Source organism: Paenibacillus sp. LC231, assembly GCF_001860525.1.
Taxonomy (GTDB): Bacteria; Bacillota; Bacilli; order Paenibacillales; family Paenibacillaceae; genus Paenibacillus_AQ.
On sequence record NZ_JFOM01000010.1, the window covers coordinates 23,500 to 49,563 of the forward strand.

A 26,064-nucleotide genomic window follows, 5' to 3' on the forward strand; every position below is an offset into this window, starting at 1 on the left:
CCTGCATTCTATTTAAGCCGCTCCAGATGGAGCGTGGCCAGCCTGCGTTCCTTATCCACCTGGACCCGCATGCTGATGCCCAGCTTCTCCTCGAACAATCGGGTGACATTCAGATACTTGTCCTCTACGACTCCCGATCCTCCTTGGCCGTTGGAACGTGTCATGCCTGCGGTGATTATTTCTTTCACCATCTCCCCATCCGCCTCGGCGTCCGGATCATATGTAAATATCGGCTCTTTACGGTCATTATAAAAGATCATGTTCTGCCGGTATTCCTTTGCGTTCACATACTCTTTTTGCGTCTTGATATAATCGTTCTCCAGATGGTCATACTGGACCCTCCCTGCCAAGAAAGGATTATCCTCCGAAGCCTCCACCTCGAACTGCCCATATGCCAATTGATACAGCATGTTGAGGTCAGACCCTTCCAACCTGTAGTACAACGGACGAAGTTCCCCTTGTTTATCGGTTGCGGCAAAGCCGGCCAGCAGCGGCCAAGCATCTACTTGTTCACCATCCACATCAACGGCCAGCTGGTATTTGGCCAGGACCACCTCATTCTGAAAAAGCCCATACGTGCGCCCAATAAAGTAACCAGGTATCAACAACGTGGCTGCCACCAGTATGATCACTCCCCAGAGGACCCGCCTGCCTTTCATGCTGTCACCTCCCCTCGCAAGTCCTTCTCTTCAGATGACCACGCACAAGCGACGCTGTTGCAAGCATCAGGAGGCTTCGTGGCGTTCCATCAGTAGTCCACCTCTTCAATATCGGTGCGTAGATTGCGGTTTGACGCCTGAAGCAGCTCCGTGAAGGAAGGCGCGATATAATACACAAAATCAGGATCATGCACGTACATGATGATCTGCCCGGACGTTCCCGGCTCAGCCGGATCGAAATCCAGCATCAGATACAACGACCCGCCTGCCATCGTGGCAAACGGATACCAAGCCTTGTGAAACAGGTAAGGCTTAATCTCCGGATCCAGCTGCTGTATTTCCTCCGAACTGTAATACGCATCCAGAGGTTCATCCCGTTCGCAGAAATAAGCTTTGACCTCCCTCATCTCATCCAGGCTCATCAGATAAAACGGCGTGTATTCCCCATCCCCTTCATTACCGGGGTAGAGCACGTGAAACCCATATCCGCTGCCGTTCTTCTTACTGTAAAACGAACGAAAGTCCTGCGGCAGCTCGATCCCGAACTCCGCTTCAAAAAGTTGAAATTGGTCAGGTGCCGCCCCCTCCAATTGTTTATATTCATCCAGCAAATCCCGAAGATCTTCGGCGACCTTCTCCTCCAACTGCTGCTCAAGCTCGAGCATCAGTCTATCCATGACAGCATTCATAAAATAACCTCCGTTGATTGCATGTTCACTCAAAGCCGAGTGCTTCCTTTTACTAAAAAGTATATAGAACGCTGCAATGAAAACAACATGTCCTGCGGCATGCAAAAAAAGGGACAAAATCCCTCTTGAGATGTTCGTTTTGGTTCTTTTATGAAAACACCCTGGGGGATTTCTGGCTGCTGAAGCGCAGCTATTTCATGACCGGAATCAGCTAATTCGATACCAGGGATAGGCCATTGCGGGACAGAGATAGCCCGTTCTCCTATCGGAGGATTAACACAAGAATGCCGCACTGCAGATATAAAAATCCACCGATGCGGCCTTCTGGTTTATATGGATATGCTAAATCACATCGACAAACTCCAGCTTCCCAAAACGCGAAGGAATATGGTAATTCACCTCACCGGTCGGGCTCCATGCCTGATATTCCCGGTTTCCTTCGGTGTCCTCATCAATGCGGTAAAAATTCACGTTCCAGCTTCGTCCCGCTTGCGGAGGATTCTTGAAGGTCGCAGCCGGAATGCGAATTTCATAAATCAAATTCCCCTTACCGTCATGCTCTACCGAGGTTTGAAGACCGGTAAGATCCCAATGAATATCGCTGCTTGTGATCGACTTCCCTCCATCATTACGGATCAGGGCGTCAAATATAATATTGTTCGGACTCACCTCAAGCTCGATATATTCCATTCCCGTTCCTGCTTCGTCTATAAACAATTCCACGACATCCTGTTCATACAGCGGATCATCCCGATGCTGGTACTCCGATACGATATGAGAATCCTGGCAAACAAACCGTACATAAAGGTATTCGGAGCTCCAGCAGGCGCGAACCTCGGTCGCTTCCTTTGCAGCAAGCCCGGTCACGGTATCGCTCAGGGCTACCGCTTCATACCGGTTCCAATCGATGTTCCCACGATGCTCTCCCTGCTGGATGTATAGGGCGGGCTTGCATGAATAAATTGCCGTATAATGCATGATCATCCCTCCGAAAAAAATTCAATGGTTAGTCTATCCTCTATGATAAGACATACAGATTCGGTTAGCTATTCCATGGTAAGAATAAAGAACATATGGGAAATCCCATCTTTTGCTCTATGCCCCCATAGTGAAAATAAGCGCATGCTGTGCTACAATAATAAAATTGCAAACTCTAGGGAGGGTTATGGATTCGCCATGCTCATAATTGGTATCGCCGGCGGCACCGGATCGGGCAAAACGACGGTTGCCCGCTCTGTCATTGACCGTCTTGGTTCAGATAAAGTCACTTTTATTTCGCAGGATAACTATTACAAGGATCATAAGGAGCTCAGTTTCGAGGAACGCGAAGCGATTAACTATGATCATCCGTTCGCCTTTGACAACGAGCTGCTCGTCGAACATCTCGGCATTTTGAAAACCGGACAACCCGCATTTGCACCGGTGTATGATTTTACCGCTCATGCCCGTTTCACGGATCAGACCATCGAACTGAAGCCGAACAACATCGTCATCATTGAAGGCCTGCACGTGCTGTCCGATGAGAATCTGCGCAAGCTGCTTCACATTAAAGTGTTTGTGGATACCGATCCCGATGTACGCCTGCTTCGCCGGGTCGTACGCGATATCGAGGACCGCGGCCGGACCATCCAGTCGATCCATAATCAGTACCTGACAACCGTCAAGCCGATGCATGAGGCGTTCATCGAACCCTCCAAGAAGTATGCCGACCTGATCATTCCCGAAGGCGGAGAGAATGAAGTCGGCATTCGCCTGCTCTCCATCTTGACCGAGAAATATTTGACCGGCGACCGCACGCTGTCGGGTGAATCATAGGACAAGCCTGCGTATCAGCAGTTTGGCAGCATGGAAAAGCCCACAGGACCTTTTAATTATAGGTCTGTGGGCTTTTTGGTGTTATCCGTGTCAATTGTGTTAGTATTGCATAACTCACTCGTCATGTTTGCGTTCTTCCGTTTCCACGTTTGTTGGGTTTCTGTGTTCTTGCCTTCCGGAGGGTTCGTTCCATGTTCGTTCCATGTTCGTTCCATGTTCGTTCCATGTTCGTTCCATGTTCGTTCTCGGTGTTCTTGCTTTCCGAATTGTTGCGTTCTCCGCGTCTACTGCGGTTTCCTGCGTTTACTGCGTTTACTGCGTTTGCTGCATTTCCTGCATTTCCTGCATTTTCAATGCCTCTTGTGTCCCCGCTCCTCTCAAAACGTTCAGCTCCCTCCGCTTAAGCCGTCAAGCGTGCGGATCGTAATCCGCAACCACCAGCACATCCATATGCCTTGCGCTTCTTAGCAGGCCCCGGATCATTCTCCGCTGGGCGTACAGCTTCCATCCGGCCATCTGCGGCTGCCCGATAATCAACTGGGTGGCCTTGACCGCATCTGCTGCTGCGACCAATTGAGAAGAAACGGCGCGGGTTGGCCCCTTGTTTACCGGCAGCACAGTGAACGTTCCCCCGAGACGTTCCGTTAAAGTCTGAAGCGCCGTCAGGCGCTGTTCGTCATCAAGAGGCAGACTGTGATGCCGCTCCAGAGGGAATGCCACATACCAGGCCGCTTTCAGCCGATGGGCGATCCGGAAGCCGCGGCGAATGAGCCGCTCTCCCTGGGGACCTTCACCAAGTATGACATAGATAACCTCCTCGCGCCGCCACGGCCCCCGCAGCGAACTGCTGCGCTGCCATGACTCCAGTCTCTCGTCCACATCATCCGCAATTTCTCTTAAGGCAAGCTCTCTTAAGGCAATGAGATTTCCCGTCTTAAAAAAATGTCCAAGGGCTTGCGGGATTTTCTCAGGCGCATAAATTTTCCCGTCCTTCATCCGCTGCCGCAGCGACTCCGGCGTGACGTCGATGAGCTGAACCTCATCGGCCAATTGCAGAATATGATCAGGCACCGTCTCGCGAACACGAACGCCGGTCATTTGCTTGACGGCATCATTCAAGCTCTCCAAATGCTGCACGTTCATGGTCGTAATGACGGAGATGCCGGCCGACAGAATATCCAGCACGTCTTCATACCGTTTCTTGTGCTGGCTTCCGGGAACATTCGTATGCGCCAGCTCATCCACAAGAACAACGTCAGGCCTGCGACGAATGATCTCATCGGTATCCATCTCCTCAAGGCGTGATCCCTGGTAGTCCATCTCTTTGCGCGGAAGAACCTCAAGATCACCGATCTGTGATCGCGTATCCATCCGGCCGTGCGTCTCCAACAGTCCGGTAAGAACGGCCAACTCCTTCTTTAGCAGATCATTGCCTTCGCGCAGCATCGCATACGTCTTGCCCACGCCCGGAGCAGCCCCGATATAGACTTTAAACCGTCCGCGCTTGACCTGCTCCATCTTCCGGTCCAACTCTTGCTCATTCAATCGGTGAAACGAATCGGAGGAAACTCGCCGCGGATGGATCTGCGCCGGGATGATCCGTTCTCCGTCATGCGCCGCCCGATCCGCCACAATAAAAATATCGATCCCGCGCGTTTTCTTCAGCAGATCCTGAAGGAGGGAGCCCTGCCGCATCTCTTGCGGGCGGGTCTGCTTCGAGTGACCCAGCACAATGCGGGTCACATGGTGCTCCAACGCATATTGAACAAGCACGTCGGCCAGCTTCCTACGCGAGCGGAGAGGAAGCTCTTCAAGCTTGACGCCGATACGCTCCGACAGTTTCAGCAAAGATCGCTTGAAGGCCGCCTGCTCTTTCGTGAGCTCTAACCTCGGATTCACAAACGTAACGGCCATAAGCTCGCCGTTCAATCTCTTCGCGATCTGCTGTCCGCGCCGCATATAAATGGATCCGTTCCAATGATACTGGGTGGATACCAATATTCGCTCATGGGCTCCCGATGGGCCGACCAATCCCCGTTCCTTGCGGTGCCGCTCCAGCGAGTGGTTTACCCCTTCGGCTACGAGGCGAAGCGTTAGCTCCCGAAGCACGGCCAGATTACCCTCCTTCCATACGCTGCCATCCCCGAGCAAGCCGCCTTGTGCCCGCTCCAGCATCGTTTCAGGCGTTACATCAATGAGCACCACCTCGTCTGCGTTTTCTAGCGTATCGGCAGGAACCGTATAACTAGCCTTAATGCCTGTCAGCTTGACTGCAATACCCTGGACGTCCTCCAGCTCATACACATTGACCGTCGTGATGACGCTAATCCCCCGGCTTAACAGAAATCGGATGTCATCCAGCCGCGTGGCATGCTTCGCCCCCTTCCGGTTCCGGTGGGCAAGCCCATCGACAAGTACCACCTCCGGGTTGCGCTGCACCAGCAGATCCAGATCAAGATCCTTCTTCTTTACGCCGTTCTCCACCCAATGGATGCTGGGCACCCGCTCCAGATTCCGGACCTGCTCGACCGTTTCCGGACGCTGCATCGTGGATACCGCGCATATGACAACATCGATGCCTTGCAGTCTCAAGGTATGTCCTTCGCGAAGCATATGATAGGTTTTTCCCGAACCGCTTACGGCCCCGATATATACCTTAAGCCTTCCATGGTGGAGCTTCGCAATCGACCTTAAAATTTCCTCCGGTGATTTTCTCCGAAACGGGTCCATGATCAATCAAGAAGCTCGGCAAGCGCCAGGTTCAGCTTCAACACATTGACGCGCGGTTCACCGAACACGCCCAAGTCCCGTCCCTCTATATACTCCTCTACTAACTGATTAAGTTCTGCCTCCGTAATTCCGGTCAGCTTGCTGATCCGCGGAATCTGAATTTCCGCGGCCTGTGGCGAGATGTGTGGATCCAATCCGGAGGCGGAATTCGTAACCAGATCCATCGGAACCTTGCTCACCGGAACGTCCGGGTTGCTCTCCTTCCACGCTTCAATCGAGGCCTTCGTCCGATCGATCAGGTCCGGGTTGGAAGGTGCATAGTTATTGCTGCCTGAGCCGGCTCCGTTATATTCAATGCTGGACACCCTGCCGTGAAAATATTGAGGCTCCGTAAAGTTCTGGCCGATCAATTCCGATCCGACCACCTTTCCGCCGGAATCCGTGACCAAGCTGCCGCCGGCTTGCTTCGGCATGAGCAGCTGCGCGGCTCCCGTCGTAATCAGCGGATAGAGAACCCCGCATAACACGATAAATACAAGGCTCGTTCTTAGGGCCATGCCCAGGGAGATACGGGCCGCATCCGCCACAGCATGAGGTGCCGGTGATGATTTTTGCAATGGATTATTCATGGTTCCTCGATCCCTTCCTTCATATCTTCCACGTAAACCATTTTCGAGTTATCTCTATTCCCCGGTACGATTATCATATCTAGATCCATAGATGGACGATCATGTCGATCAGCTTAATCCCGAGGAACGGTACGATCACGCCGCCTAAGCCATAGACCAGCACATTGCGCTGCAGCAGCTTCGACGAGCTCATCGGTTTATAAGCCACGCCCTTCATCGCAAGCGGAATGAGCAGCGGAATGATGATGGCATTAAAGATCAGCGCCGACAGTATCGCCGACATGGGAGAACCCAGTCCCATAACATTCAGAACATTCATGCTTGGAATGGCGGCCGCGAACATTGCCGGAATGATGGCAAAATATTTGGCGACATCGTTCGCGACGCTGAACGTGGTCAGCGCGCCGCGCGTCATTAGCAGCTGCTTGCCGATGGCAACCACCTCGATAATCTTCGATGGATCCGAATCCAGATCCACCATATTGGCCGCCTCCTTGGCTGCGGTGGTACCGCTGTTCATCGCCAGCCCTACATCGGCCTGGGCCAGCGCCGGGGCGTCGTTCGTACCGTCACCAGTCATCGCAACCAGCTTGCCTTCGGTTTGTTCTCGGCGGATCACAGCAATCTTATCCTCGGGCTTGCTCTCGGCGATATAATCATCGACGCCTGCTTCTCGGGCAATCGTCGCTGCGGTGAGCGGATTGTCGCCCGTGCACATAATCGTCTTGATGCCCATCCGGCGCAGCTGGTCAAACCGTTCCTTCATCCCCGGCTTCACGGTATCCTTCAAGTAGATTAGACCATAGATGCGTTTATCCACGGCAACAGCGAGCGGGGTTCCACCCTCTGTCGCGATGGCGTCAGCGTTTGCCGTCAAATCCGAAGGGATGGAGCCTCCTTGCGACAACACCCAAGCCTTGACGGCATCCACCGCACCCTTGCGGACTTTTCGCCCATCCTTGAGGTCCATCCCACTCATCCGGGTCTCTGCCTTAAATTCGATGAATTCCGCCTCAGCCGTCATGCTTGAATCTGCTTCGAGACCTTCCTGCTTCAGCAGTTCCAGCACGGAACGTCCTTCCGGCGTTTCATCCAGCAGCGAGCTCACGCCTGCCCATTGCGAAAGCGATGCGTACGATTCGCCGCCGACGGCAATCAACTGGCTGGCCATCCGGTTCCCGAACGTAATGGTACCCGTCTTATCCAGAATCATCGTATTGATGTCACCGGCAGCCTCCACCGCCTTGCCCGACATCGCCAGCACATTGAACTGCGTCACCCGGTCCATGCCGGCAATCCCGATCGCCGACAGCAATCCCCCGATCGTGGTCGGGATGAGACATACCAGCAGCGAGATCAGCACCGGAACGGACAGCTCGATGCCAAGATACTTCGCAATCGGAGCCAGCGTAACGACAACGATCAGGAATATCAGCGTTAAGACGATCAACAGCGTATTCAGCGCAATTTCATTCGGCGTCTTCTGGCGAGAGGCTCCTTCAACAAGCGAGATCATCCGGTCGATAAACGATTCCCCGGGATCGCTCGTAATCCGGACGCGGATCGTATCGCTGACAACCCGCGTCCCCCCGGTGACCGAGCTGAAATCGCCGCCGGCTTCTTTAATGACGGGGGCGGACTCGCCGGTAATCGCCGATTCGTCAACGGACGCAAGGCCCGCAATGACTTCCCCGTCCCCGGGAATCATCTCGCCCTGCGTGACGATCACGATATCTCCTTTGCGAAGATCCGTGGACGGCACGGATTGTACCCCTCCGTTCTCCATCACTTTATGTGCCGTCATTTCCTGCTTCGACTGCTTAAGGGAATCGGCCTGCGCCTTTCCGCGTCCTTCGGCAAGCGCCTCTGCGAAGTTTGCAAACAGCAGCGTCAACAGCAGAATGACAAACACCGTCACATTAAATCCGATACTGCCCTCTGTCCCGAAATAGGATGGAAATAACGTCATCAACAGAACAACCAGAGTCCCGGCTTCCACAACAAACATGACCGGATTTCTCATCATCAGGACGGGATTCAGCTTCGTGAAGCTGTCCTTCAGCGCCTGACGGACCATCTCTTTGGACATCGCTTTTTTTCTCGTATTATTCATGGAAATAGGCCACCTTTTCTATTAACGGATCGTCAGATGCTCAGCAATCGGACCGAGCACAAGTACTGGCAGGAAGGTCAATGCACCGATAATCAGAACCACCGCGATCAGAATGCCGGCAAACAGCTTATTATCTGTCCGGAACGTCCCGAGCGTCTCGGGAACCCATTGCTTCCGCATCAACGAGCCGCCCACTGCCAGCAAGGCAATCATCGAAATGTAACGCCCGAATAGCATGACCAGTCCGGTTGTAATGTTCCAGAACGGCGTGTTATCCGACAGACCTTCAAATCCGGAACCGTTATTGGCCGCGGAAGACGTGTATTCGTACAATACCTGCGAGATGCCATGAAAGCCCGCATTGGTAATGCCCGCCTGCCCTGCATCCGTCATCAGCGCAAGTGCGGTCGGAGCCAGAATGATCAATGGATGCACCAGGATAACAACCGCAATCAGCTTCATCTCCCGCGCCTCTATTTTTCTTCCTAGAAATTCGGGTGTTCGGCCAACCATAAGACCAGCCAGAAACACTGCCAATATCGCATACATGAGCATGTTCATCAGCCCGACGCCTTTTCCGCCAAAAACGGAGTTCAGCATCATCAGGGACAGCGGCGTAATCCCGCCAAGCGGCGTGAGCGTATCATGCATGTTGTTGACCGACCCGGTCGTGGCCGCGGTTGTCACCGTCGTAAACAGGGAGGATTGAGCGATCCCGAACCGGACCTCCTTGCCCTCCATGCTGCCCTGCGAGGCGTCGATGCCCAGCCGATTCAACGCCGGATTGCCATTGGTTTCAGCCGCATAGTTCAGCGACAGAAATCCGATAAACAAGGTCATCATCACAGAGAAGATGATCCATCCTTGTCTGCGGCTCTTCGCGAACAAACCAAATGTATACGGAAGCGCCGCCCCAAGACTCCACATGCACAGGATTTCGATGACATTGGTCAGCGGGGACGGGTTCTCGAACGGATGCGCCGAGTTCACCCCCATAAACCCGCCGCCATTGGTGCCCAGGTGCTTGATCGATTCCAGTGCAGCCACCGGCCCTACAGCTATTTGCTGCTCGCTTCCTTGAAGCGTCGTGACGCTGAGCGTAGGCTGCAAAGTCTGCGGCACCTGCAGCGCAACCAGTACCATCGCAATGATAAATGCGGCCGGGATGAACACCCGGGTGTGGGCTTTGACGAAATCCTCAAAAAAGTTGCCAACGGTTGTACCTTTGCTGGTCACCGCCCGGATAAACGCAATCGCCACGCACAGCCCGGTCGCCGCGGACGTGAACATCATCATCGTAATGACGGCCATCTGGGCCATATAGGATAATCCCGACTCCCCGCTGTAATGCTGAAGATTCGTATTGGTCATAAAGCTGATGATCGTAGAGAATGACAAGGTCGATTCCATATTGTCGATACCGTTCGGGTTGAAGGGCAATACTCTCTGCATCCGCAGAATCAAATACCCCGCCGCGACGAGCACGATATTCGTTATCACAAAGCTGATGGCATACCCTTTCCATGTCATTCCCTTGCGTTCTTTCAAGCCAATCAGTGCGAAGATCGGTTTCTCCAACCAGGAGAACCATTTATCCGTTCCATTCCCCTCATTGCGAAACACCTGATATAGATAAGTTCCGAGCGGCTTTACCAGCAGCACCAGAACGAGTATAACGATGGCAATTTGTAAAATGCCCATGACGAATGCCTTCCTCCTTCAGCTGTTCCCCTAGAATTTTTCAGGGTGAATCAGCGCATAAATCAAATATAGAAAAATAAAGAGCGTGCATATTAAAATGATCATCACGACTAATCCACCTCCGGTTCCGACATGACCCGTCCGCACCAGGACATAAACAGCATGAGCAGTCCGTAGGTTCCTCCCAAGATAAGCACCATATATAAATCCTGCATGAATACAACCTCCTAAAACCTCATGGTCACATCAGCCAAGAAGCTTAGCTGACAATGGATGTAATCAGGAAGGATACCTGATGATGGTTCGTATGAAGCACCACATCGGCACCCAGTCCCTTGTATATCAATCGCGGATTGCTGGAATGGGTAATCACATAAATCGACTCCGTCGTCCATGTCCGGCAGATCCGTAAATAGCGGCAGCACAAGTTCAAGCTGCTTTCGAACAAATACACCTTGCTGACGGGAAACTCGGGAATGATCCAGGTTTGTTCATCCCTTGTATCGATAAGAATCATGTTGGTGCAGCCTAGTTCTCGCAGCCTCTCCTGCTCAACCCGGTTGTTGGCTATGGCCGCAAACGAAATGCGCATATAGATCAGCTGGCGGATAAATTCTTCCCCGGCCTTGTTCGGCGCGGATACCAGGATAAACTCCTGCGGTTTCTCCATCTTTTGTTCTCCTCCTAAAAAGTTCAGAAAGAGAAGACAACAACAAAGAAGCCTGGGGAAAGAGAAGAACTCTTCCCGCAGGCTTCTTCATCAGAACACGGTGAAATACACCGTGGCCCAAGTCCACGACAATCGTTGCCTCTCTCGATACGCTTACGAGGTTAGCTGACGGATTCGGGCGTGAGAGTCGCCCTACCCATAGACCGTTATCTTGTCCATGGGATTCACCCCTGAGAGATCAAGTTCATCTCCCGACTGGTTCCCCCGTTCCTTTTCCATTCAAGGACTCAGCGAAAATTAAAAACGAGTAGCATGTTATTCTATTAGCCATTGACTAACATCCAGGTCCGACAAAACAGCACAGCTTCAGGTTCGAGCGGTGAGAGTCGCATCATCCTGCATTTCCAGCGAAGGCCCATGTTGCCCTCGCCCGAGATTCGATCCATAAAGAGCACGGCAGCTCTCACACAGCCTTTAGGTCTTCATGGAACGGCTGCCTGTATACCAACCGCCGATGTCCGTCAATTCATAGTTCGTATCATACGTCCGGCCTTGCAGGAAGTAAATGTGAGCAAAAACACATGTAGCCTTATGTCGAACAGGATCTGACCGATTTCGCTCCATTATCTCCTGAATTCTGCTCTATACTATGTATTTCTCTTGTTTTCTTGTATTTATCGCAATCTATCGAGATACCGAGATTTTGCCATGATAATAGATGTCACGACCGAATGTACGCGTTTTCTTTTACGGTTTTCATCGATTTTCGGAATGTATCCGTTCAATATGGCCATTTACTTTTAGAGTCCTCCGGCGTATGATTCATCCATCATTCGAAACATTCGTTTACGCTGAGCTCTCGACAGATCGGGAGACGGGGGAACCAAAACCGCCAACGGAGCTTCTGTTGGTGAATGGGGTGAATCCGCAGGCCTGATGATCAGGCATCGCGGTAGGGTGCTCTCAAGCCCGAATCCGTCAGCTAACCTCGTAGGCGCGATTTGAGAGAGAACACCACCCGAGCCTTAAGCGAAGCGGCCACTGTAGCAGGGCCTCTAACGATAAATAGGCCTGGAGAGCGGGGTTACTCTGCTCACCGGGCCTTTTTGCCGTGCATATAACATTCCTATAAAGGAGCGTAGATCATGACGAAACTCATCGAGGCCGCACTGGCCCCCGTCATCGAAACTGAATCGCCTGCATTAAATGCAGAGCTCATCCGCTGCATGGAGATATATCGTTTCGACCGGGGCTCGGCTGAACGCTTTATCCCCTGGAGCGACCGAGATTGGAACTGCGGGTTGTTCAAAATCAGCTGCAATGACGCGGCCGGGTATGCCGAATATGCCCTGCCAAGCACAAGAGAATTCGCGGATCTGATCCGCTGGGCATCCGTCTTTACGAGGCTGAGAGGTATGCCCGTGACCGAGGCCGTTCGCTATGCCCAGAAGCAGCAGCAGTGGGGATCCGTACGAATGCAGCTCGCCGTATCGGCCCTCGCCGATCTGGAGGCCAATCTGCAACAGCACATCACCCGTATGCGGTTAGGCAGCCTGCCGCTGGAGCGTTCCTTCCTGATGGACTGCTCGGAGGCGTATTATTCCTTCTAGGACAGCTGCTAGAAAGAGCTACCGTTCTCGCTTCCATTGCAATTGGCCGTTTCCCCCCGCTCACTTGAACATATTTTTGAGCACCATCATCAGGTTGGCCGGCTTCTCTGCCAGCCGCCGGGTGAAATACGGGTACCACATCGTTCCGTAGGGCATATAACACCGAATTCGGTAGCCGTCCTGCGCAAGCGCAGCCTGATCGTTCATCCGCAGCCCGTACAGCATCTGAAACTCAAATTCCTGTTTGCCTATGCGGCTCTGCTCGGCAAACACCTTCACCCAGTCGATGATGTTGTCGTCGTGCGAAGCAATCGCGACGTAGGCTCCCTGATCAAAATGCATTTTGATCAACTTCTTATAGTTGTCAATGACCTCCCGCTTCTGCTGAAAGGCGATGGTTCCCGGCTCTTTGTACGCCCCCTTGACCAACCGCAGATTTACGCCGGCATGCATCAAATTGTTGACGTCCTCCTCCGTACGGAACAAGTAGGCTTGCATTACGGTCCCCACGTTGGTCAGCCCCTCCTTATGGAGCCGCAGCGTCATATCAATCGTCGCCTGGGTGTACGGCGAATCCTCCATATCCAGACGAACGAAATTGCGGTGCTCTTTCGCCTTTTTCACCACCATTTTGATGTTCTCGTACGCCTTCTCCAGATCCAGCGCCATGCCCATCTGCGTCGGTTTCAGCGATACGTTCGACTGCACTCCACGCCTCGCGATCCCTTCCACCAGCTTCAAATATTCCTCCCGATACCCGGCTGCTTCGTCCAGCGTCCGGATGCCCTCCCCCAGATGGTCCAGCGTGACAAGAATGCCCTTCGCGTTCAGCCTCTCGATTTCATCCAGCGCCTCATCCAAGGTATCGCCGGCAATGAATCGGCCCGCCAATTTCCGGCCGTACTTGATCGACAACCATTTCACGAGTTTATTGCCGGACACCGTCAGGATCACTTTGCGGTAAAGCTCGGTTCCGTCCATGCGCGCGCCCCCTCTGCAAGGTAAACCAAAAATGCACTCTATCTAACTCATATGCAAAAATCATGACGGCATGCAGGAAGACATACATATCTTACATAGAGGTTTTCACCAGGAGTTCCTAACCATGCCACCATGACGCATTCGCAGCTGGACCATTGGCCAGAAGCTTCGATTCATATCATGTTAAGGAGGGGCCTCCCCATGCGAGCATCTTTTCGGAACGAACCATTTATGGACTTCAACAACGAATGGAACAACAAGTTATACGACGCGGCGTTATCCGGGGTCGAAGCCGAGCTTGGCCAATCGTACCCGCTGGTCATCGGCGGTGCCAAAATCCATACGGAGCGCACCGCAAATTCGGTCAATCCGGCGCGCAAACGCCAAGTCATCGGCGTCGTGTCCCAGGCGGATACCGAGCTTGCCGAACAAGCCATTCAGACGGCAGCGCGTACCTTTGAGACGTGGAAGCACACCGAGCCGAGCGAACGGGCACGCTATCTGTTCAAGGCCGCGGCGATCATGCGGCGGCGCAAGCTCGAGTTCTCCGCACTCATGACTCTCGAAGCCGGCAAGACGCGTGCCGAAGCCGACGCCGATACGGCCGAGGCGATCGATTTCATGGAATTCTATGCACGCGAAATGCAGCGCCTGAGCGCGCCCCAGCCGCTGACGGTCCACGAGGAGGAAGAGAATCATCTCTATTACATCCCGCTTGGCGTCGGCATCGTCATTTCGCCGTGGAACTTCCCGCTAGCGATTATGGCCGGCATGACAACGGCTGCCATCGTCTCCGGCAACACCGTTGTGCTGAAGCCGGCCAGCACCACCCCGGTCATAGCCGCTAAATTCGTGGAGCTACTGGAAGAGGTCTGCCTGCCTCCGGGTGTCGTCAACTTCCTGCCGGGACCGGGCCAGGAAGTGGGCGACTATTTGGTGGATCACCCATTAACCAGGTTCATCAGCTTTACGGGGTCACGCGACGTCGGACTGCGGATTCAGGAGCGCTCGGCCAAGACGCAGCCGGGGCAACGATGGATCAAGCGCGTTATCGCCGAAATGGGCGGGAAAGACGCAATCATCGTGGACAACGAAGCCGATTTGGAGCTCGCTGCGGACGCGATTACCGCTTCCGCATTCGGCTTCTCCGGTCAGAAATGCTCCGCCTGCTCCAGAGCCATCGTGCACGAGGACGTCTATGATATCGTGCTGCAGAAGGTGATTGACCGCTCCAAGAAGCTGGTGATCGGAAGCCCCTCCAATGCCGAGGCTCAGGTAGGACCCGTCATCGACGATAAGGCGTACCGTAAAATTCTCGACTATATCGAAATCGGGAAAAGCGAAGGCAGGCTGGTCCTCGGCGGTTTTCCCGGCGATCCGGAGGGGTATTTCATACAGCCGACGATCTTCGCGGACGTCGCCAGCACCGCTCGTATTTCCCAGGAGGAAATCTTTGGTCCGGTCGTGGCCTTCACGAAGGCAGCCTCCTTCGATGAAGCGATCCAATTCGCCAACAATACCGACTACGGGCTGACCGGCGCGGTGATCTCGAACAACCGCGCGCACCTGGAGCAAGCCCGGCGCGACTTCCATGTCGGCAACCTGTATTTGAACCGGAAATGCACCGGCGCCTTGGTGGGCATCCACCCGTTCGGCGGCTTCAATATGTCCGGGACCGATTCCAAAGCCGGCGGGCGCGACTACCTGCTCCTGTTCACACAGGCGAAGGCGGTATCGGAGCGATTCTGATTACGCCATGTAAAGAAACCTCTCCATGACAATGGAGAGGTTTCTTTATGTACAGCGATTCTTTTACCGTCTTTACGCCTTAACCTTGCCCTTAATCTCCCGGACCACCTTGCCCTCGAACGATTGATTCATCCAGTGCGCAAGACGAATGCCTTCCTCACCAAAGGTGCATTCCGTGGTTAAGTAGAATGGCGTCTCTGTCAGTCGGATGGTCAGCTTCAACGTCCGTTCATCCTTCCAGGTCATGGAGGCAGCATATTCATTATCCGCCATCATGATCAGCTTCGTGGTTCCCGTCTTCCACGCGTTGCGACCACAGACAACCGAATTGACGCCGTGTTCCCCCTCAAGCTCCATTACCGCGCCGTCATCTTCAAACCGGACGGAGAACGAACGCAGCTTCGCCTCATTCTCTTCGAGATCATAGACGATCCCGGAGACGTCCTTCTCGACCGGGGATGCCGACTCATCGCTTGGCGGATCCAGCTTCAGCGCTTGCAGCGTTCCAGTAAGAGAAGCCTCAGCTCCGGTATCGACCGGGAGCGCATCAGATCCCATCGCCGGCTGCAGATGCTCCCATGCTTCATTCAGCACGGCCTGCATGTCCCCAAGGCCGGAGGTAATCGCTATGACCGCATCCTGCTCCGGCAGCACGACGCAGAATTGTCCGAATGCGCCGTCGCCGCGGTAAGCCCCGTGTCGGCACATCCAAAATTGATAGCCGTACCCTTCGGTCCAATCCGAAGAGGAATCCGCAGGTCCGTTGGATATCTGCTTGGAGGTCGCCTCCTCGATCCACGCCTCCGGGATCAGCCGCTGGCCTTCCCATACGCCCTTCTGAAGATAAAGCTGGCCGAACTTGGCAATGTCCTCGGTCTTCAGCTTAAGTCCCCATCCGCCGGTGTTGATTCCCTGCGGACAGCCTTCCCATGTCGCTCCATGAATGCCTAGCGGGTCGAACAGGCGGGGCTGCAAATAATCCAGCAGCGTGATGCCGGTAACCTTCTGCAGAATGGCCGAAAGCATGTACGTCGCTGCGCTGTTATATACAAAGTGGGTACCGGGCTCATGCTCGACTGCCTGCTTGAAAAAATCATCCACCCAAATATCGGACTGGATGGCAGGCTCCTGGGCATGTCCCGTTCCCATAATCAGCAAGTCGCGTATCGTCATGGCGGACAGATTCGGGGATGGATTCTCCGGCGTATTTTCCGGGAAAAAGCCGATCACCTGATCCTCCAGCGTAATCTGGCCCTCCTGGACCAAGAGTCCAATCGCGGTGGAGGTAAAGCTCTTGCTTAACGAGAACAGCATATGCGGTTTGTCCGCCTGATACGGCTTCCACCAGCCTTCCGCCACGACATGTCCGTGCCGTACCAGCATGAAGCTGTGGAGTTCAAGCTCCTTTTCCTGAATCGATCGGATAAAGCGTTCGATCGACTGAGATGAGATTCCTTGATTTTCGGGGGTGCTTCTTGGCAATAATTGAACCGTTTTCATGTTCATCTTCCTTTCGCCTCTCCCTGTATCAATAAGATAATTTCATTATGGCGCTTCCATTATACACCAGGTAATGGGACCGCTTCATCATACCGTATGGCACGAAAACCCAGCCGCTCACTAATCTCATTCAAGTCCTCCCGTGCAAGAAAAGAAGCCTCCTGATCACGTCCGCGCGCCAGCTCCTCCCCATCCACTTGAGCATTGCCGCACTGTACCATTTCCTCTGAATACAATGCCGGATGGGACAGGAAGAAATACTGGTCATCCGTTAAGCCGCCAAGCACCCTTTCAAACGACTCGACCCCGTCCGGCACGCCGCCCGGGAAAAAATTGTAGTAATGGCGATGGTTGATTAGCCCCTTCGCTTCAATCCAGCGGTCCAGCTCTTCCTGCAGCCCGGGTATGAAACGCTCCGGCAGCATATGAGAATCGACATAAGAAATGCTGAAGCCTGCTGCGGTCAGTTTATCAAGCTGGGCTTCGCATTCCAAGAGGATCTCCTGCAGCAAAGGCGGATGATCCTGAAACAGGAACGGATCCTGATAGAAATAACCGGCCTCATCGACAAGCGAAGGAACCTGTTCCTTCGCGGCAACAGGTCCCCAGCGTACGTTATCCCACTCCGCGTTCAGCGTCATATGGAAGCCGAAACAGATGTCCTTGCGATGCGCCAACAGCTGCGCGGCCTCGGCAAGATAAGGACCGGGCGCCATGATGGACACGTTTTTAATGAATCCGGCCTCAACAGTCCGGGCAATCGCAGCATTGGCTGAACGGCTGGAAGCATAATCGTCGGCCCTCGTAATGATCCGCCTCATTTTACCGCACCTGCCGCAATCCCTTTGATGATGTATTTCTGAGCGAAAATATAGAAAATGACAACCGGGATGATCGTCAGCGTCAAACCGGCCATCGCCTGGTTCCACACAATCGTGAACTCCCCGAAGAAGTAAAAGGTCGACAGCGGAATTGTCCGCAGCCCTTTATCCGACAGCGTCAGCGATGGAAGCAGGTAGTCGTTCCACAGCGCAATGACGTTCAGGATCGCGATGGTCACGCTGATGTTCTTCAGCAGCGGGAACACGATTCGCCAGAACACGCCCAGCTTGGAGCAGCCGTCCAGCGTAGCTGCCTCCTCCAGCGCAACCGGTACGGATTTGATGAACCCGTGGTACAGGAAGACCGCCATACTGGACGTAAAGCCGACGTTCATATAAATCAAGCCCTCATGGGTGTTGAGCATCGGGATGTGCAGATTGGTGCGAATCCAGTCCATCACCTGCATCAGCGGCATCATCAGCGTCTGGAAGGGAATCAGCATGGTCGCCACGAAGGTGAAGAAAATAACTTTGCTCAGCTTATTATCCGTCCGCACCAGCATCCATGCCGTCATGGAGGCGAGCACGATGACGATAATCACCGAGATGACGGTGACATACAGCGAGTTGCCCAGAGCGGTGAAGAAATTCATCTTCTCCATCGCGGATTTATAGTACTCAAAGCTGAAGGAGGAAGGCAGCGCGAGTGCATTCTCATACAGCTCCGCACGATCCTTAAAAGAGTTAATCAGCATGATGAAGACCGGAGACAAGAAGACCAGCGAGGCGAGGAACAGCAGGATGTCGAGCAGCCATTTCCCTGATTTCTTCATTACATCTGCACCTCTCTTCTCTTCGTGATGATAACTTGCGTCAGCGTAAGTCCGGCCACAATCAGGAAGAAGATGATCGCTTTTGCCTGACCTAAACCATAATTACCGTAAGCAAAAATCTCGTTGAAAATATTCATCGCAAACATCTCCGTCGCATTGCTCGGTCCGCCCTTGGTCAACGACAGGTTCACGTCATAGATTTTGAACGCCCCGGACAGCGTCAGGAACAGACAGATCGTGAACGAAGGCATTAACAGCGGGAACACGATGCTCTTCAGTCGCTGCCACAGGTTGGCGCCGTCGACCTTCGCTGCCTCCATCAGCTCATCCGGAATCCCCTGGATGCCCGCGATGTAGATGATCATCGTATAACCCGCCAGCTGCCAGGTGAATACGGCGACGATGGCGTACAGCGCAAACTGCGGATGCAGCAGCCAGTTAAAGAACACGCTGTCAAATCCGGTCTTCTCGCCCAGGAAGCTGAAGGCATCCGTAAAAATAAACTGCCAGATGTAGCCCAGAATCAGGCCGCCGATGAGGTTCGGCATAAAGAACATCGTTCGCGCCGCATTTCTCGAGCGGAGCTTCGTCGTCACCAACAGGGCAAAGGCCAGGCCCAGAATGTTGACGCATACCAGCGCGAGCAGCGTGAATTGAACCGTATGCCAAGCCGATGACAGGAATCGTTCGTCCTGGAACAGCTGAACGTAATTATCAAATCCTACGAATACTTTGGGATTTGCCGGAATGCCATCCCAATTTACGAAAGAGTACACAATCCCGATAATAAACGGGATGAGAACCACGGTCGTGAAAATAAACAGAAGCGGCACCGTAAACAGGGCAAACCAGGCTTTATCCTTTCTTTTGCTCATAATCCATACCTTCTTTCCGTTCCGGATGATTCCCGCAAGGCGGCATCAAACCTTGAATTCGTGTTAGAAAAAACAAAAGCCTAACGCTCATCATCGGAACGTCTGAGGCTAGGCTTTCATTTTCATGGAATTGTTATTTCAGGTGGTTATCGCTTTGCCTCGATTATTTCGATGCTTTCGCCCACACTTCATCCAGCTTCTGCAGGAACTGCTCTCCTGTCATGCCCGGATTCATGAAGTACTCCTGCGTAGCCGGAGCCAGGTCATTGGTGATGATACCCGAAGGGAAGTAGTTCAACGCCCAAGTGATCGTCTCACCCTTCGTGGTTGCTTCGTGCACCGCTTGAGACAATGGATCCAGATCGCCTGCTTCAATATTCGTTAGAGCCGGGATGAATTTGAAATCGTCCACGATGGCTTTCTTGCCGCTGTCGCTAGTAAAGAGCCAGTTCAGGAATGCGTTCGCGGCTTTAACTTCCTCAGCGTCCGCCTGATTGTTCACGACCCAGTAGCTGGCCACGCCGACGGCGATTTTATCGTTGCCGGCTAGCGGGAACGGCATCATGCCCACCTTGGAGCCGAAATCGCCGAAGTCCGCAAGCATGGAATAACTCCAGTTGCCTTGGTGCACCATAGCCGTTTTTTCCGTAGCAAAGTCGCCCATCTGGCTATCGTATTTCACTTCCAGCGGATTCTTGGTGTTGGCCTTGATCACGTCCATGAATTTCGCCCACTCTTGGAACTCCTTCGTATCGGCCATCTTCACTTCGCCCTTGTTAAGCTGCTCGATAAAGGCCAATGGATCGGATTGAAGCGCAAACGGCGTGTTGATGATATGTCCGATCAGGAAGTATGCCTCTTGGGACAGGCTCAAACCGTTCTTGCCGTCAGCCTTCAGCTGCTCCAGCGTCTTGGTGAAGGAATCCAGGTCCTTCATGTTAGCCGGATCCACCAGATCCTTGTTATACACGAGACCAAAGCCCTCTACGCCGTATGGAACGCCGACCGTTTTATCATCGACCTTCAATTCCATGTCAGGCGCGATGTTCTTCACATACTCTTCGCCGCTCAAATCGGAGAAATAGGATTTCAGCTTCTCGGACTCGGGCCCTGGAGCCACGCTGAATATCGTCGGTCCCTGGTTGCTGCTGAGCTTCGCTACCAGCTGCTGCGAATAAGCGTCTCCTGCGGCACCCCATACTTCAACCTCATTGCCGGTTTCTTCTTTATAGGTTTTAACCAAAGCTTCAAGAGGTTCTGTAATTTCAACTTTCGATTGGAAGAGCGTAATTTTCTTCAGCTTATCTCCCCCATCACCACCGGATGCTGCTCCAGAATCTTTGTCAGATGTACCACCGCAGGCTGCAAGTGTTGCAACCAAAGCCGTTGCTGTAAGTATGCTAAATACCTTTTTTACTTTTTTCAAGTGACACGCCTCCCCCTTAAGGACTCTATAAAGTAAAACGTTTACAAACCCATCATAGGGCGGTTTACCTAGAATGTCAATAAAAATTGTACGCGTTTTCATAAAAATACTAAGTAAAAAAACTAGTAAAATTATTGATATTTTACTAGTTACAATCATAAAGTTTATCTCACCGTTTTTCTCCACTGGATGGTGGCATTCAGCTTAAAGGGCTCCCTGCCCGTTGTGCCCTTGATCATCTCGAGCAGCTCCTTCGCCGCCAAATAACCGCTTTCATAACGCGGGATCGCAATCGTGGTCAAACCAGCCATCGCCGCCGCATCCGAGTTATCGAATCCGGTGATCGAGATATCCTCCGGGACCCGTATTCCGTTCTCTTCCAAAGCTTTGATCGCGCCGAGAGCCATATTGTCATTCGCACAGACCAGCACTTCAGGCAAGGCATTGCTCAGGATCAGAATTTTGGCGGCCTGATATCCGCTTTCCTCGCTGTAATCGCCATGGAAGTAATTGCGACGGTCAAACACGATGCCATTCTTCGCAAGCGTATCCATAAATCCGGCGAACCGCTCCTTGTGATCCAGGGTAAACTCCAAGCCGCCGATGTATCCGAAATTCGTAAACTGTTTATCCACCAAGGCCTGGACCATTTCACACATGACCGGGTAATTGTCCACGATCACGCTTTTGGTGTTGGCGTACTCGTTATCGATAATCCGATCCATGAGAACGACAGGGAATTGCGGCGTGGCTACCGAGACTAAATATTCGTCCGTCATATTCCGATCCAAACTTATGGTACCGCTTGCAAATTTGCTGCGCATAAAATTGGTGCTGGATTTATTCGTACAGATGATAAGGTCGTATCCATTCTCCGTCAGGCAATGGCTGATCCCTTTGATGATCTTTAAATAATAATCGCGATCAAAGTCGCTGAAGACGAATATAATCGTGTTGCTTTTATCGGATTTGGTTGACTTATGCGGAAAATAGCCGTGCTCCGAGCATAATCTCAGCACCCGCTCCCTCGTCTCCCGCCCCACGTTCTTGCGCCCGTTCAGCACGTTGGACACTGTAGACACCGAGACATCCGCGAGCTTTGCAATTTCCTTCAAACCACTCATGAATCCTATCCCCTCTCCAAAGGCGTTAGTAAATTTAATATAACACGGATTTATTTTTAATAAAATTTACTTATTTTGCTTGGGCGATATTTTCCTTGCATCATCATCCTTCTCATTGCTTGTCATAATACTGCACAGACCAGGAACTCTTTGTTCGTCACAGCAAAAAGCAGGCCACGCGAATCCATCGCCGTGACCTGCTAAATCCGAAATTCATTAGATTTTTTGCCCTTTATACGGTACCGCACCGCTCCCTGATCGTGAATGGATCTCTTGTCCGTCCACTCGTCCAGGCCGATTCACCATATAAATGCCAAGCCCAATACAGACTGTGCCGGCCAAGGTGTACCAATGCAGCTGCTCGCCTAGTATAAGCCATCCGGATACTACGCCAAACACGGGAATGAGGAACAGATACACGTTGGCTTTATTGGGATCGCTATTGCGCAGCACATAAAACCAAGTGACGAACTGGGCAATCGAGCTCATCAGGATCATCCAGCCCAGAACAAAGAGCTCCCTGACGATCTGGGACGAATCCCATACAAAATGCGGCTGCTCCAGCAGTGGACTTGCGATGAGCAGAAGGATGCCTCCGATCAGCATCTGATAGGCAGCCATGACCCAAGCGTCAAACTCCTTGCCCCAACGGGAGCTTAACAGCGTCGCCATGCCCCAGGCCATCCCCGCCCCCAGCGCAAACCAGAATCCGCTCTGCATCTGCATCTCCAATCCTTGCGTAATGAACACGCCGATAAACCCGATGATCACGCCCGCCCACTGAAGAAGGCGATACCTTATACCAAAGATCAGGAAGCTGAACACGATGAACCATATCGGGTTGCTGGAGGACAAAACCGAGGAGCTGCCGGAGGAAATGGTCTGCATACTCAGGTAGATGCCACTCATCACGAGTCCCGATTGAAAGAGACCGATCGTTGCCAGCTTCAGCCAGGCAGCGCTGCTCCTGGGATGAGGCCGTCTTACAATGAATGGCAGCATCAGAAGGCCCGCGACCACGAACCGGATCGCCAGCAGCACGAATGGGGAACCGAAGGACAGCGCAATTTTGCCGATCGGGAAGTTAAGTCCCGCGACCAGCATCGTAAATATCGTCAGAAACAGCATACGCGGTTTGCTCATGCCATGAATTCCCCTCTCCTTGACCAAGTGTATCCTCAGTTTATTCCGACCTTCATATCATGTAAAATAATTAAATAAGATCCAAACCATCACTGTGAGTGATGGATATAAAGGAGGCTGCTAAGGTGGAGAGTGGAGATCTGAAGATATTCCAGGCTGTTGCCCGCGAGGGAAACATAACCAAGGCTGCCGCAAGCCTAGGTTATGTGCAATCGAACGTGACCGCTAGAATCCGGCAGCTTGAATCCGAGCTGAACACGCCCCTGTTCTATCGGCTCAGCCGCGGCGTCGCCTTAACTTCGGCCGGCAGTAATCTGCTCAAATATGCCGATCAGATTACGCGTTTGCTTGACGAAGCCGTGAAATCGACGCAATTCTCGGAAGAACCGTCGGGAGCGCTGCGGATCGGCTCTTCGGAAACCACAGCCGCGGTACATCTTCCCGGGATCATGCTGGATTATCATAGACGGTACCCTAATGTGAAACTGTCATTGATTACAGGCCACAGGGCTGACCTGGTCCGAGCCCTGAATGAGTATGAACTGGACGGGGCGTTTATCAGCGGACCTCTGGATTACCCGGACTTTGACGAAATTCGGGCCTTTGACGAGGAGCTTGTCCTCATCTCGGAACCGACGGAGGCTGCGCTTCGCGATTTGCTCACCAAACCGCTGCTGTTCTTTGGCAAGGGCTGCTACCACCGTAAACGTTTGGAGCAATGGCTTCATGAAGAGAACGTGGGTCCCATGAATATTATGGAGTTTGGCACGCTGGAAGCCATCATGGGCGGTGTTGCCGCCGGGCTGGGTATCTCGCTGCTAACGCGTTCTTCCGTTAAGGACTGGGTCGATGCCGGGAAATTGCAGGCCTTCCAAATCCCCAAGCGTTATCGCAGCTCCAAGGTCCATTTTGTATTCCGGCGCGACCTGTTTCGCACCAGCGCCTTTAATCATTTTATTGAGCCGTTTGAGAAGACCGAATAAATACTTCGACCGGAACGGGAAGAAACCGTGGCCCTAAGGGTCACGGTTTCTTAACAAGCCAAATACACTTATCTCGGTATTTGATCTGCCGAAGGCTGCAGAAAACCCGACACCTCGGAAGCCAGCACTTCCGGCGCCATCACGACGGCAGAATGGTCCTGACCAGACAGCATCCGATGCTCGCACTGAGGGAGCAAGTCAACCAATGCGCTCGCGGCCCCATGGAACATAGGTCCGCTGTTCTCGCCCGTCATCACCATGACTGGGACGTCGACATCCCAGCGAGCCGTTGGCAGCGGTTGACCGGATTGCGTGCTCCCCATGATCATGCCGTCATAAGCCAATGTATGCGCCATGCCCTCCATGACCTGCCAAGAAGGATCTGCCTTCATGAATTCTATATATTCCGCGGGGATTTCCAGCGCTGCCGTCATGAAATATTCTACGGCATCGCTGCGTCGATGCTCGGCCATCAGCGCATTCAAATGCTGCACGTATTCCGCCGGTACAGGTTCGCGGCTATCGTCAATGATAAACGGCGGCTCATATAAGAACAGTTTTCTAACTTTACTGCTTCCGAGTCTGCTCGCCGCATCCAGCGCCAGAACAGCGCCCGAAGAACTTCCGAATACATACGCGCTGCCGCCCGCCTCCTGAATAAGGGAATCAATATCTTCGATCTCACGTTCAACGGCATACGGAGCCGTATCCGTACTGCTGCCTCGCCCCCGTCGATCATAATTGCAGACGGTAAAATGTTCAGATAGAAGCTCACCAAGGCGCTTTGTATCGTTGTGATCCGAAGCTGCAGCAGCTACAAGGATAACAGCCGGACCAGCCCCTTTCTTTTCATAAAAAATTCGGGTACCGTCATTCGACATCACGGAGTTCATGATCATCTCTCCTTTTATTGTCCTTTTATGTACAAACTTATTTCGTCCTCGAACCGTTCCAGCGTATCCGTGTATCCTTCCACCATTCCCATGACTTCCGCAGCTTCCAGTTCCTTCGCACTTGCAAAATGGGTTATGATGCTTAGCCTCGTTCCGTCTCCGTCCTCTTCAAACGCAACCGAGGTCAACATATCGCTGCCTGCTACGGAATTCCAGTTCTGATCCGTGAATGTGTCTGTAAATACGAGCCTCGATAACTCTACCACTTCGGAGTAGGTCGCCTTGCAAAAGGCTTCTTCCCCTTCTCCCACCGCATCGGGAGCCAGTTTGTAGCGCCATACGCCGCCCGGTCTGACATCCATCTCGTATACCGTGGCACTCCAATTCTTTGGCCCCCACCAGCGTTCGATGTGTTCCGGCTTCGTCCATCCCTGCCAGGACAGCTTCAGTGGTATCGATACGACACGCTCCACGATCAGCTTTCGCTGCTCCCGGTCTTTCGTGACAATGGTCTTTCTACCCATATGAATTCCTCCTCTCTGTGAAATCGGCTCTGCGCGCAGAGCCGTAATTTCCTGTGGATCTACTAAAAAATTGATTAACTCTCCTTTCCGTTGAAGTCGCTCATATAGTCCTCGAACTTGTCGAGTCTTTCTTCCCATAGTCGACTGAACGAATCGAACCAGACGTCCAGATCCTGAAACGGCTGGGCTTCAAGACTATAGATGCGCTGCTGTGCCTTCTTACGGACTTTCACCAGCCCGGCCTCGCTCAGTATCCGAAGATGGCGGGATACTTGGGGCTGGCCGATGCCCAGAATCTCTACGATGTCGCTGACCGATCTCGAGCCTTGCTTTAAGAGCTCAACGATGTTGAAGCGGTTCGGCTCTGAGATCGTAAACAGGGTTAATTGCATAGCTGATGTATTCATGATTTGAATATATACTTAAGCGTATATACATGTCAATGAATGTGTTAAATTTTTTCACATCATTTTTTGACATCGAAAAACATGGCAACCGTTCACTCGGCATGCTGCAGGGTCTATCCAGATACCCAGATGAGCACGCTAATGATCCAGTGGCTAGGCCCTGCTCACCTGTCCAGGGGCTTTAAAAAC

The 26,064-nt window shown here is 52.7% G+C and carries 25 protein-coding genes and 2 riboswitches; of the genes, 4 read left to right on the forward strand and 21 right to left on the reverse strand.

What is annotated here, in order from left to right; translation table 11 throughout:
• Positions 1 to 8: 8 nt before the first annotated feature.
• The 3 genes from AK95_RS06275 to AK95_RS06285 all read right to left on the reverse strand — a co-directional run bounded on the left by AK95_RS06275 (position 9) and on the right by AK95_RS06285 (position 2,326).
• Positions 9 to 659, reverse strand: a complete 651-nt coding sequence (locus AK95_RS06275) for a hypothetical protein (RefSeq protein ID WP_071219122.1) — start codon at positions 657 to 659, stop codon at positions 9 to 11.
• Positions 660 to 748: 89 nt separating this feature from the next.
• Positions 749 to 1,348 (reverse strand): SMI1/KNR4 family protein, encoded by a 600-nt coding sequence (locus tag AK95_RS06280; RefSeq protein WP_071219285.1) that lies wholly within the window; start codon positions 1,346 to 1,348, stop codon positions 749 to 751.
• Between the two features lie 342 nt (positions 1,349 to 1,690).
• A complete protein-coding gene (locus tag AK95_RS06285; RefSeq protein WP_071219123.1) occupies positions 1,691 to 2,326 on the reverse strand; it encodes a carbohydrate-binding family 9-like protein in 636 nt (211 codons plus the stop codon).
• A gap of 198 nt (positions 2,327 to 2,524) precedes the next feature.
• Here AK95_RS06285 and udk point away from each other — a divergent pair, with 198 nt between their 5' ends.
• Positions 2,525 to 3,163, forward strand: coding sequence for a uridine kinase (gene udk, locus AK95_RS06290; protein WP_071219124.1), 639 nt, complete (start codon positions 2,525 to 2,527; stop codon positions 3,161 to 3,163).
• A gap of 408 nt (positions 3,164 to 3,571) precedes the next feature.
• Here the strand turns inward: udk and AK95_RS06295 are convergent, their stop codons facing one another.
• The 7 genes from AK95_RS06295 to AK95_RS34070 form a co-directional block, all read right to left on the reverse strand.
• Entirely contained in the window at positions 3,572 to 5,893 is a 2,322-nt protein-coding gene (locus AK95_RS06295; protein WP_071219125.1) for a histidine kinase, read from the reverse strand.
• 2 nt (positions 5,894 to 5,895) lie between these two features.
• Positions 5,896 to 6,522: a potassium-transporting ATPase subunit KdpC gene (gene kdpC, locus AK95_RS06300; protein WP_071219126.1), complete on the reverse strand. Its 627-nt coding sequence runs from the start codon at positions 6,520 to 6,522 to the stop codon at positions 5,896 to 5,898.
• Positions 6,523 to 6,601: 79 nt separating this feature from the next.
• Positions 6,602 to 8,635 carry a potassium-transporting ATPase subunit KdpB gene (gene kdpB / locus AK95_RS06305; protein ID WP_071219127.1) on the reverse strand — a complete coding sequence of 678 codons (2,034 nt, stop codon included), beginning with the start codon at positions 8,633 to 8,635 and terminating at the stop codon, positions 6,602 to 6,604.
• A 21-nt stretch (positions 8,636 to 8,656) separates the two neighbouring features.
• Positions 8,657 to 10,336 carry a potassium-transporting ATPase subunit KdpA gene (gene kdpA / locus AK95_RS06310; RefSeq protein ID WP_071219128.1) on the reverse strand — a complete coding sequence of 560 codons (1,680 nt, stop codon included), beginning with the start codon at positions 10,334 to 10,336 and terminating at the stop codon, positions 8,657 to 8,659.
• Positions 10,337 to 10,366: 30 nt separating this feature from the next.
• On the reverse strand, positions 10,367 to 10,441 hold the full coding sequence (locus AK95_RS35290) for a potassium-transporting ATPase subunit F (protein ID WP_074961812.1): 75 nt from the start codon (positions 10,439 to 10,441) through the stop codon (positions 10,367 to 10,369).
• Positions 10,442 to 10,595: 154 nt separating this feature from the next.
• Positions 10,596 to 11,006 carry a hypothetical protein gene (locus tag AK95_RS06315; RefSeq protein ID WP_071219129.1) on the reverse strand — a complete coding sequence of 137 codons (411 nt, stop codon included), beginning with the start codon at positions 11,004 to 11,006 and terminating at the stop codon, positions 10,596 to 10,598.
• Positions 11,007 to 11,140: 134 nt separating this feature from the next.
• Positions 11,141 to 11,309: riboswitch (cyclic di-AMP (ydaO/yuaA leader) on the reverse strand.
• A gap of 171 nt (positions 11,310 to 11,480) precedes the next feature.
• The gene (locus AK95_RS34070) at positions 11,481 to 11,630 is read right to left on the reverse strand and encodes a hypothetical protein (RefSeq protein WP_162487544.1); all 150 of its coding nucleotides are present in this window, start codon (positions 11,628 to 11,630) and stop codon (positions 11,481 to 11,483) included.
• A gap of 215 nt (positions 11,631 to 11,845) precedes the next feature.
• Positions 11,846 to 12,019: riboswitch (cyclic di-AMP (ydaO/yuaA leader) on the forward strand.
• A 132-nt stretch (positions 12,020 to 12,151) separates the two neighbouring features.
• Between AK95_RS34070 and AK95_RS06320 the strand changes: the two genes are divergently transcribed.
• Positions 12,152 to 12,616 (forward strand): hypothetical protein, encoded by a 465-nt coding sequence (locus AK95_RS06320; protein WP_083397538.1) that lies wholly within the window; start codon positions 12,152 to 12,154, stop codon positions 12,614 to 12,616.
• A 60-nt stretch (positions 12,617 to 12,676) separates the two neighbouring features.
• On the opposite strand, the gene AK95_RS06325 is transcribed toward AK95_RS06320, so the two are convergent.
• A complete protein-coding gene (locus tag AK95_RS06325) occupies positions 12,677 to 13,597 on the reverse strand; it encodes a proline dehydrogenase family protein (protein ID WP_071219130.1) in 921 nt (306 codons plus the stop codon).
• A 201-nt stretch (positions 13,598 to 13,798) separates the two neighbouring features.
• Here AK95_RS06325 and pruA point away from each other — a divergent pair, with 201 nt between their 5' ends.
• Complete coding sequence (gene pruA, locus AK95_RS06330) at positions 13,799 to 15,346, forward strand: L-glutamate gamma-semialdehyde dehydrogenase (protein WP_071219131.1); 1,548 nt, start codon at positions 13,799 to 13,801, stop codon at positions 15,344 to 15,346.
• 72 nt (positions 15,347 to 15,418) lie between these two features.
• On the opposite strand, the gene AK95_RS06335 is transcribed toward pruA, so the two are convergent.
• The 7 genes from AK95_RS06335 to AK95_RS06365 all read right to left on the reverse strand — a co-directional run bounded on the left by AK95_RS06335 (position 15,419) and on the right by AK95_RS06365 (position 23,068).
• Entirely contained in the window at positions 15,419 to 16,846 is a 1,428-nt protein-coding gene (locus AK95_RS06335; RefSeq protein WP_235613028.1) for a serine hydrolase domain-containing protein, read from the reverse strand.
• A 59-nt stretch (positions 16,847 to 16,905) separates the two neighbouring features.
• Positions 16,906 to 17,667, reverse strand: a complete 762-nt coding sequence (locus AK95_RS06340) for a polysaccharide deacetylase family protein (RefSeq protein WP_071219133.1) — start codon at positions 17,665 to 17,667, stop codon at positions 16,906 to 16,908.
• Positions 17,664 to 18,500 (reverse strand): carbohydrate ABC transporter permease, encoded by an 837-nt coding sequence (locus tag AK95_RS06345; protein WP_071219134.1) that lies wholly within the window; start codon positions 18,498 to 18,500, stop codon positions 17,664 to 17,666. The genes AK95_RS06340 and AK95_RS06345 overlap by 4 nt, the downstream gene beginning before the upstream one ends.
• Positions 18,500 to 19,375 carry a carbohydrate ABC transporter permease gene (locus AK95_RS06350; RefSeq protein ID WP_071219135.1) on the reverse strand — a complete coding sequence of 292 codons (876 nt, stop codon included), beginning with the start codon at positions 19,373 to 19,375 and terminating at the stop codon, positions 18,500 to 18,502. Before AK95_RS06350 ends, AK95_RS06345 begins: the two co-directional genes overlap by 1 nt.
• A 163-nt stretch (positions 19,376 to 19,538) precedes the next feature.
• Positions 19,539 to 20,801: an ABC transporter substrate-binding protein gene (locus AK95_RS06355; protein WP_071219136.1), complete on the reverse strand. Its 1,263-nt coding sequence runs from the start codon at positions 20,799 to 20,801 to the stop codon at positions 19,539 to 19,541.
• 164 nt (positions 20,802 to 20,965) lie between these two features.
• Positions 20,966 to 21,925, reverse strand: a complete 960-nt coding sequence (locus AK95_RS06360) for a LacI family DNA-binding transcriptional regulator (RefSeq protein ID WP_071219137.1) — start codon at positions 21,923 to 21,925, stop codon at positions 20,966 to 20,968.
• 216 nt (positions 21,926 to 22,141) lie between these two features.
• On the reverse strand, positions 22,142 to 23,068 hold the full coding sequence (locus AK95_RS06365) for a DMT family transporter (protein WP_083397539.1): 927 nt from the start codon (positions 23,066 to 23,068) through the stop codon (positions 22,142 to 22,144).
• A 125-nt stretch (positions 23,069 to 23,193) separates the two neighbouring features.
• On the opposite strand from AK95_RS06365, the gene AK95_RS06370 reads away from it, so the two are divergent.
• Complete coding sequence (locus tag AK95_RS06370; RefSeq protein WP_071219138.1) at positions 23,194 to 24,051, forward strand: LysR family transcriptional regulator; 858 nt, start codon at positions 23,194 to 23,196, stop codon at positions 24,049 to 24,051.
• Between the two features lie 68 nt (positions 24,052 to 24,119).
• Here AK95_RS06370 and AK95_RS06375 read toward each other — a convergent pair whose 3' ends face one another.
• The 3 genes from AK95_RS06375 to AK95_RS06385 form a co-directional block, all read right to left on the reverse strand.
• Entirely contained in the window at positions 24,120 to 24,944 is an 825-nt protein-coding gene (locus tag AK95_RS06375; protein ID WP_071219139.1) for an alpha/beta fold hydrolase, read from the reverse strand.
• Positions 24,945 to 24,958: 14 nt separating this feature from the next.
• Complete coding sequence (locus AK95_RS06380; protein WP_071219140.1) at positions 24,959 to 25,468, reverse strand: SRPBCC family protein; 510 nt, start codon at positions 25,466 to 25,468, stop codon at positions 24,959 to 24,961.
• 74 nt (positions 25,469 to 25,542) lie between these two features.
• Complete coding sequence (locus tag AK95_RS06385) at positions 25,543 to 25,875, reverse strand: ArsR/SmtB family transcription factor (protein ID WP_071219141.1); 333 nt, start codon at positions 25,873 to 25,875, stop codon at positions 25,543 to 25,545.
• Positions 25,876 to 26,064 lie beyond the last annotated feature (189 nt).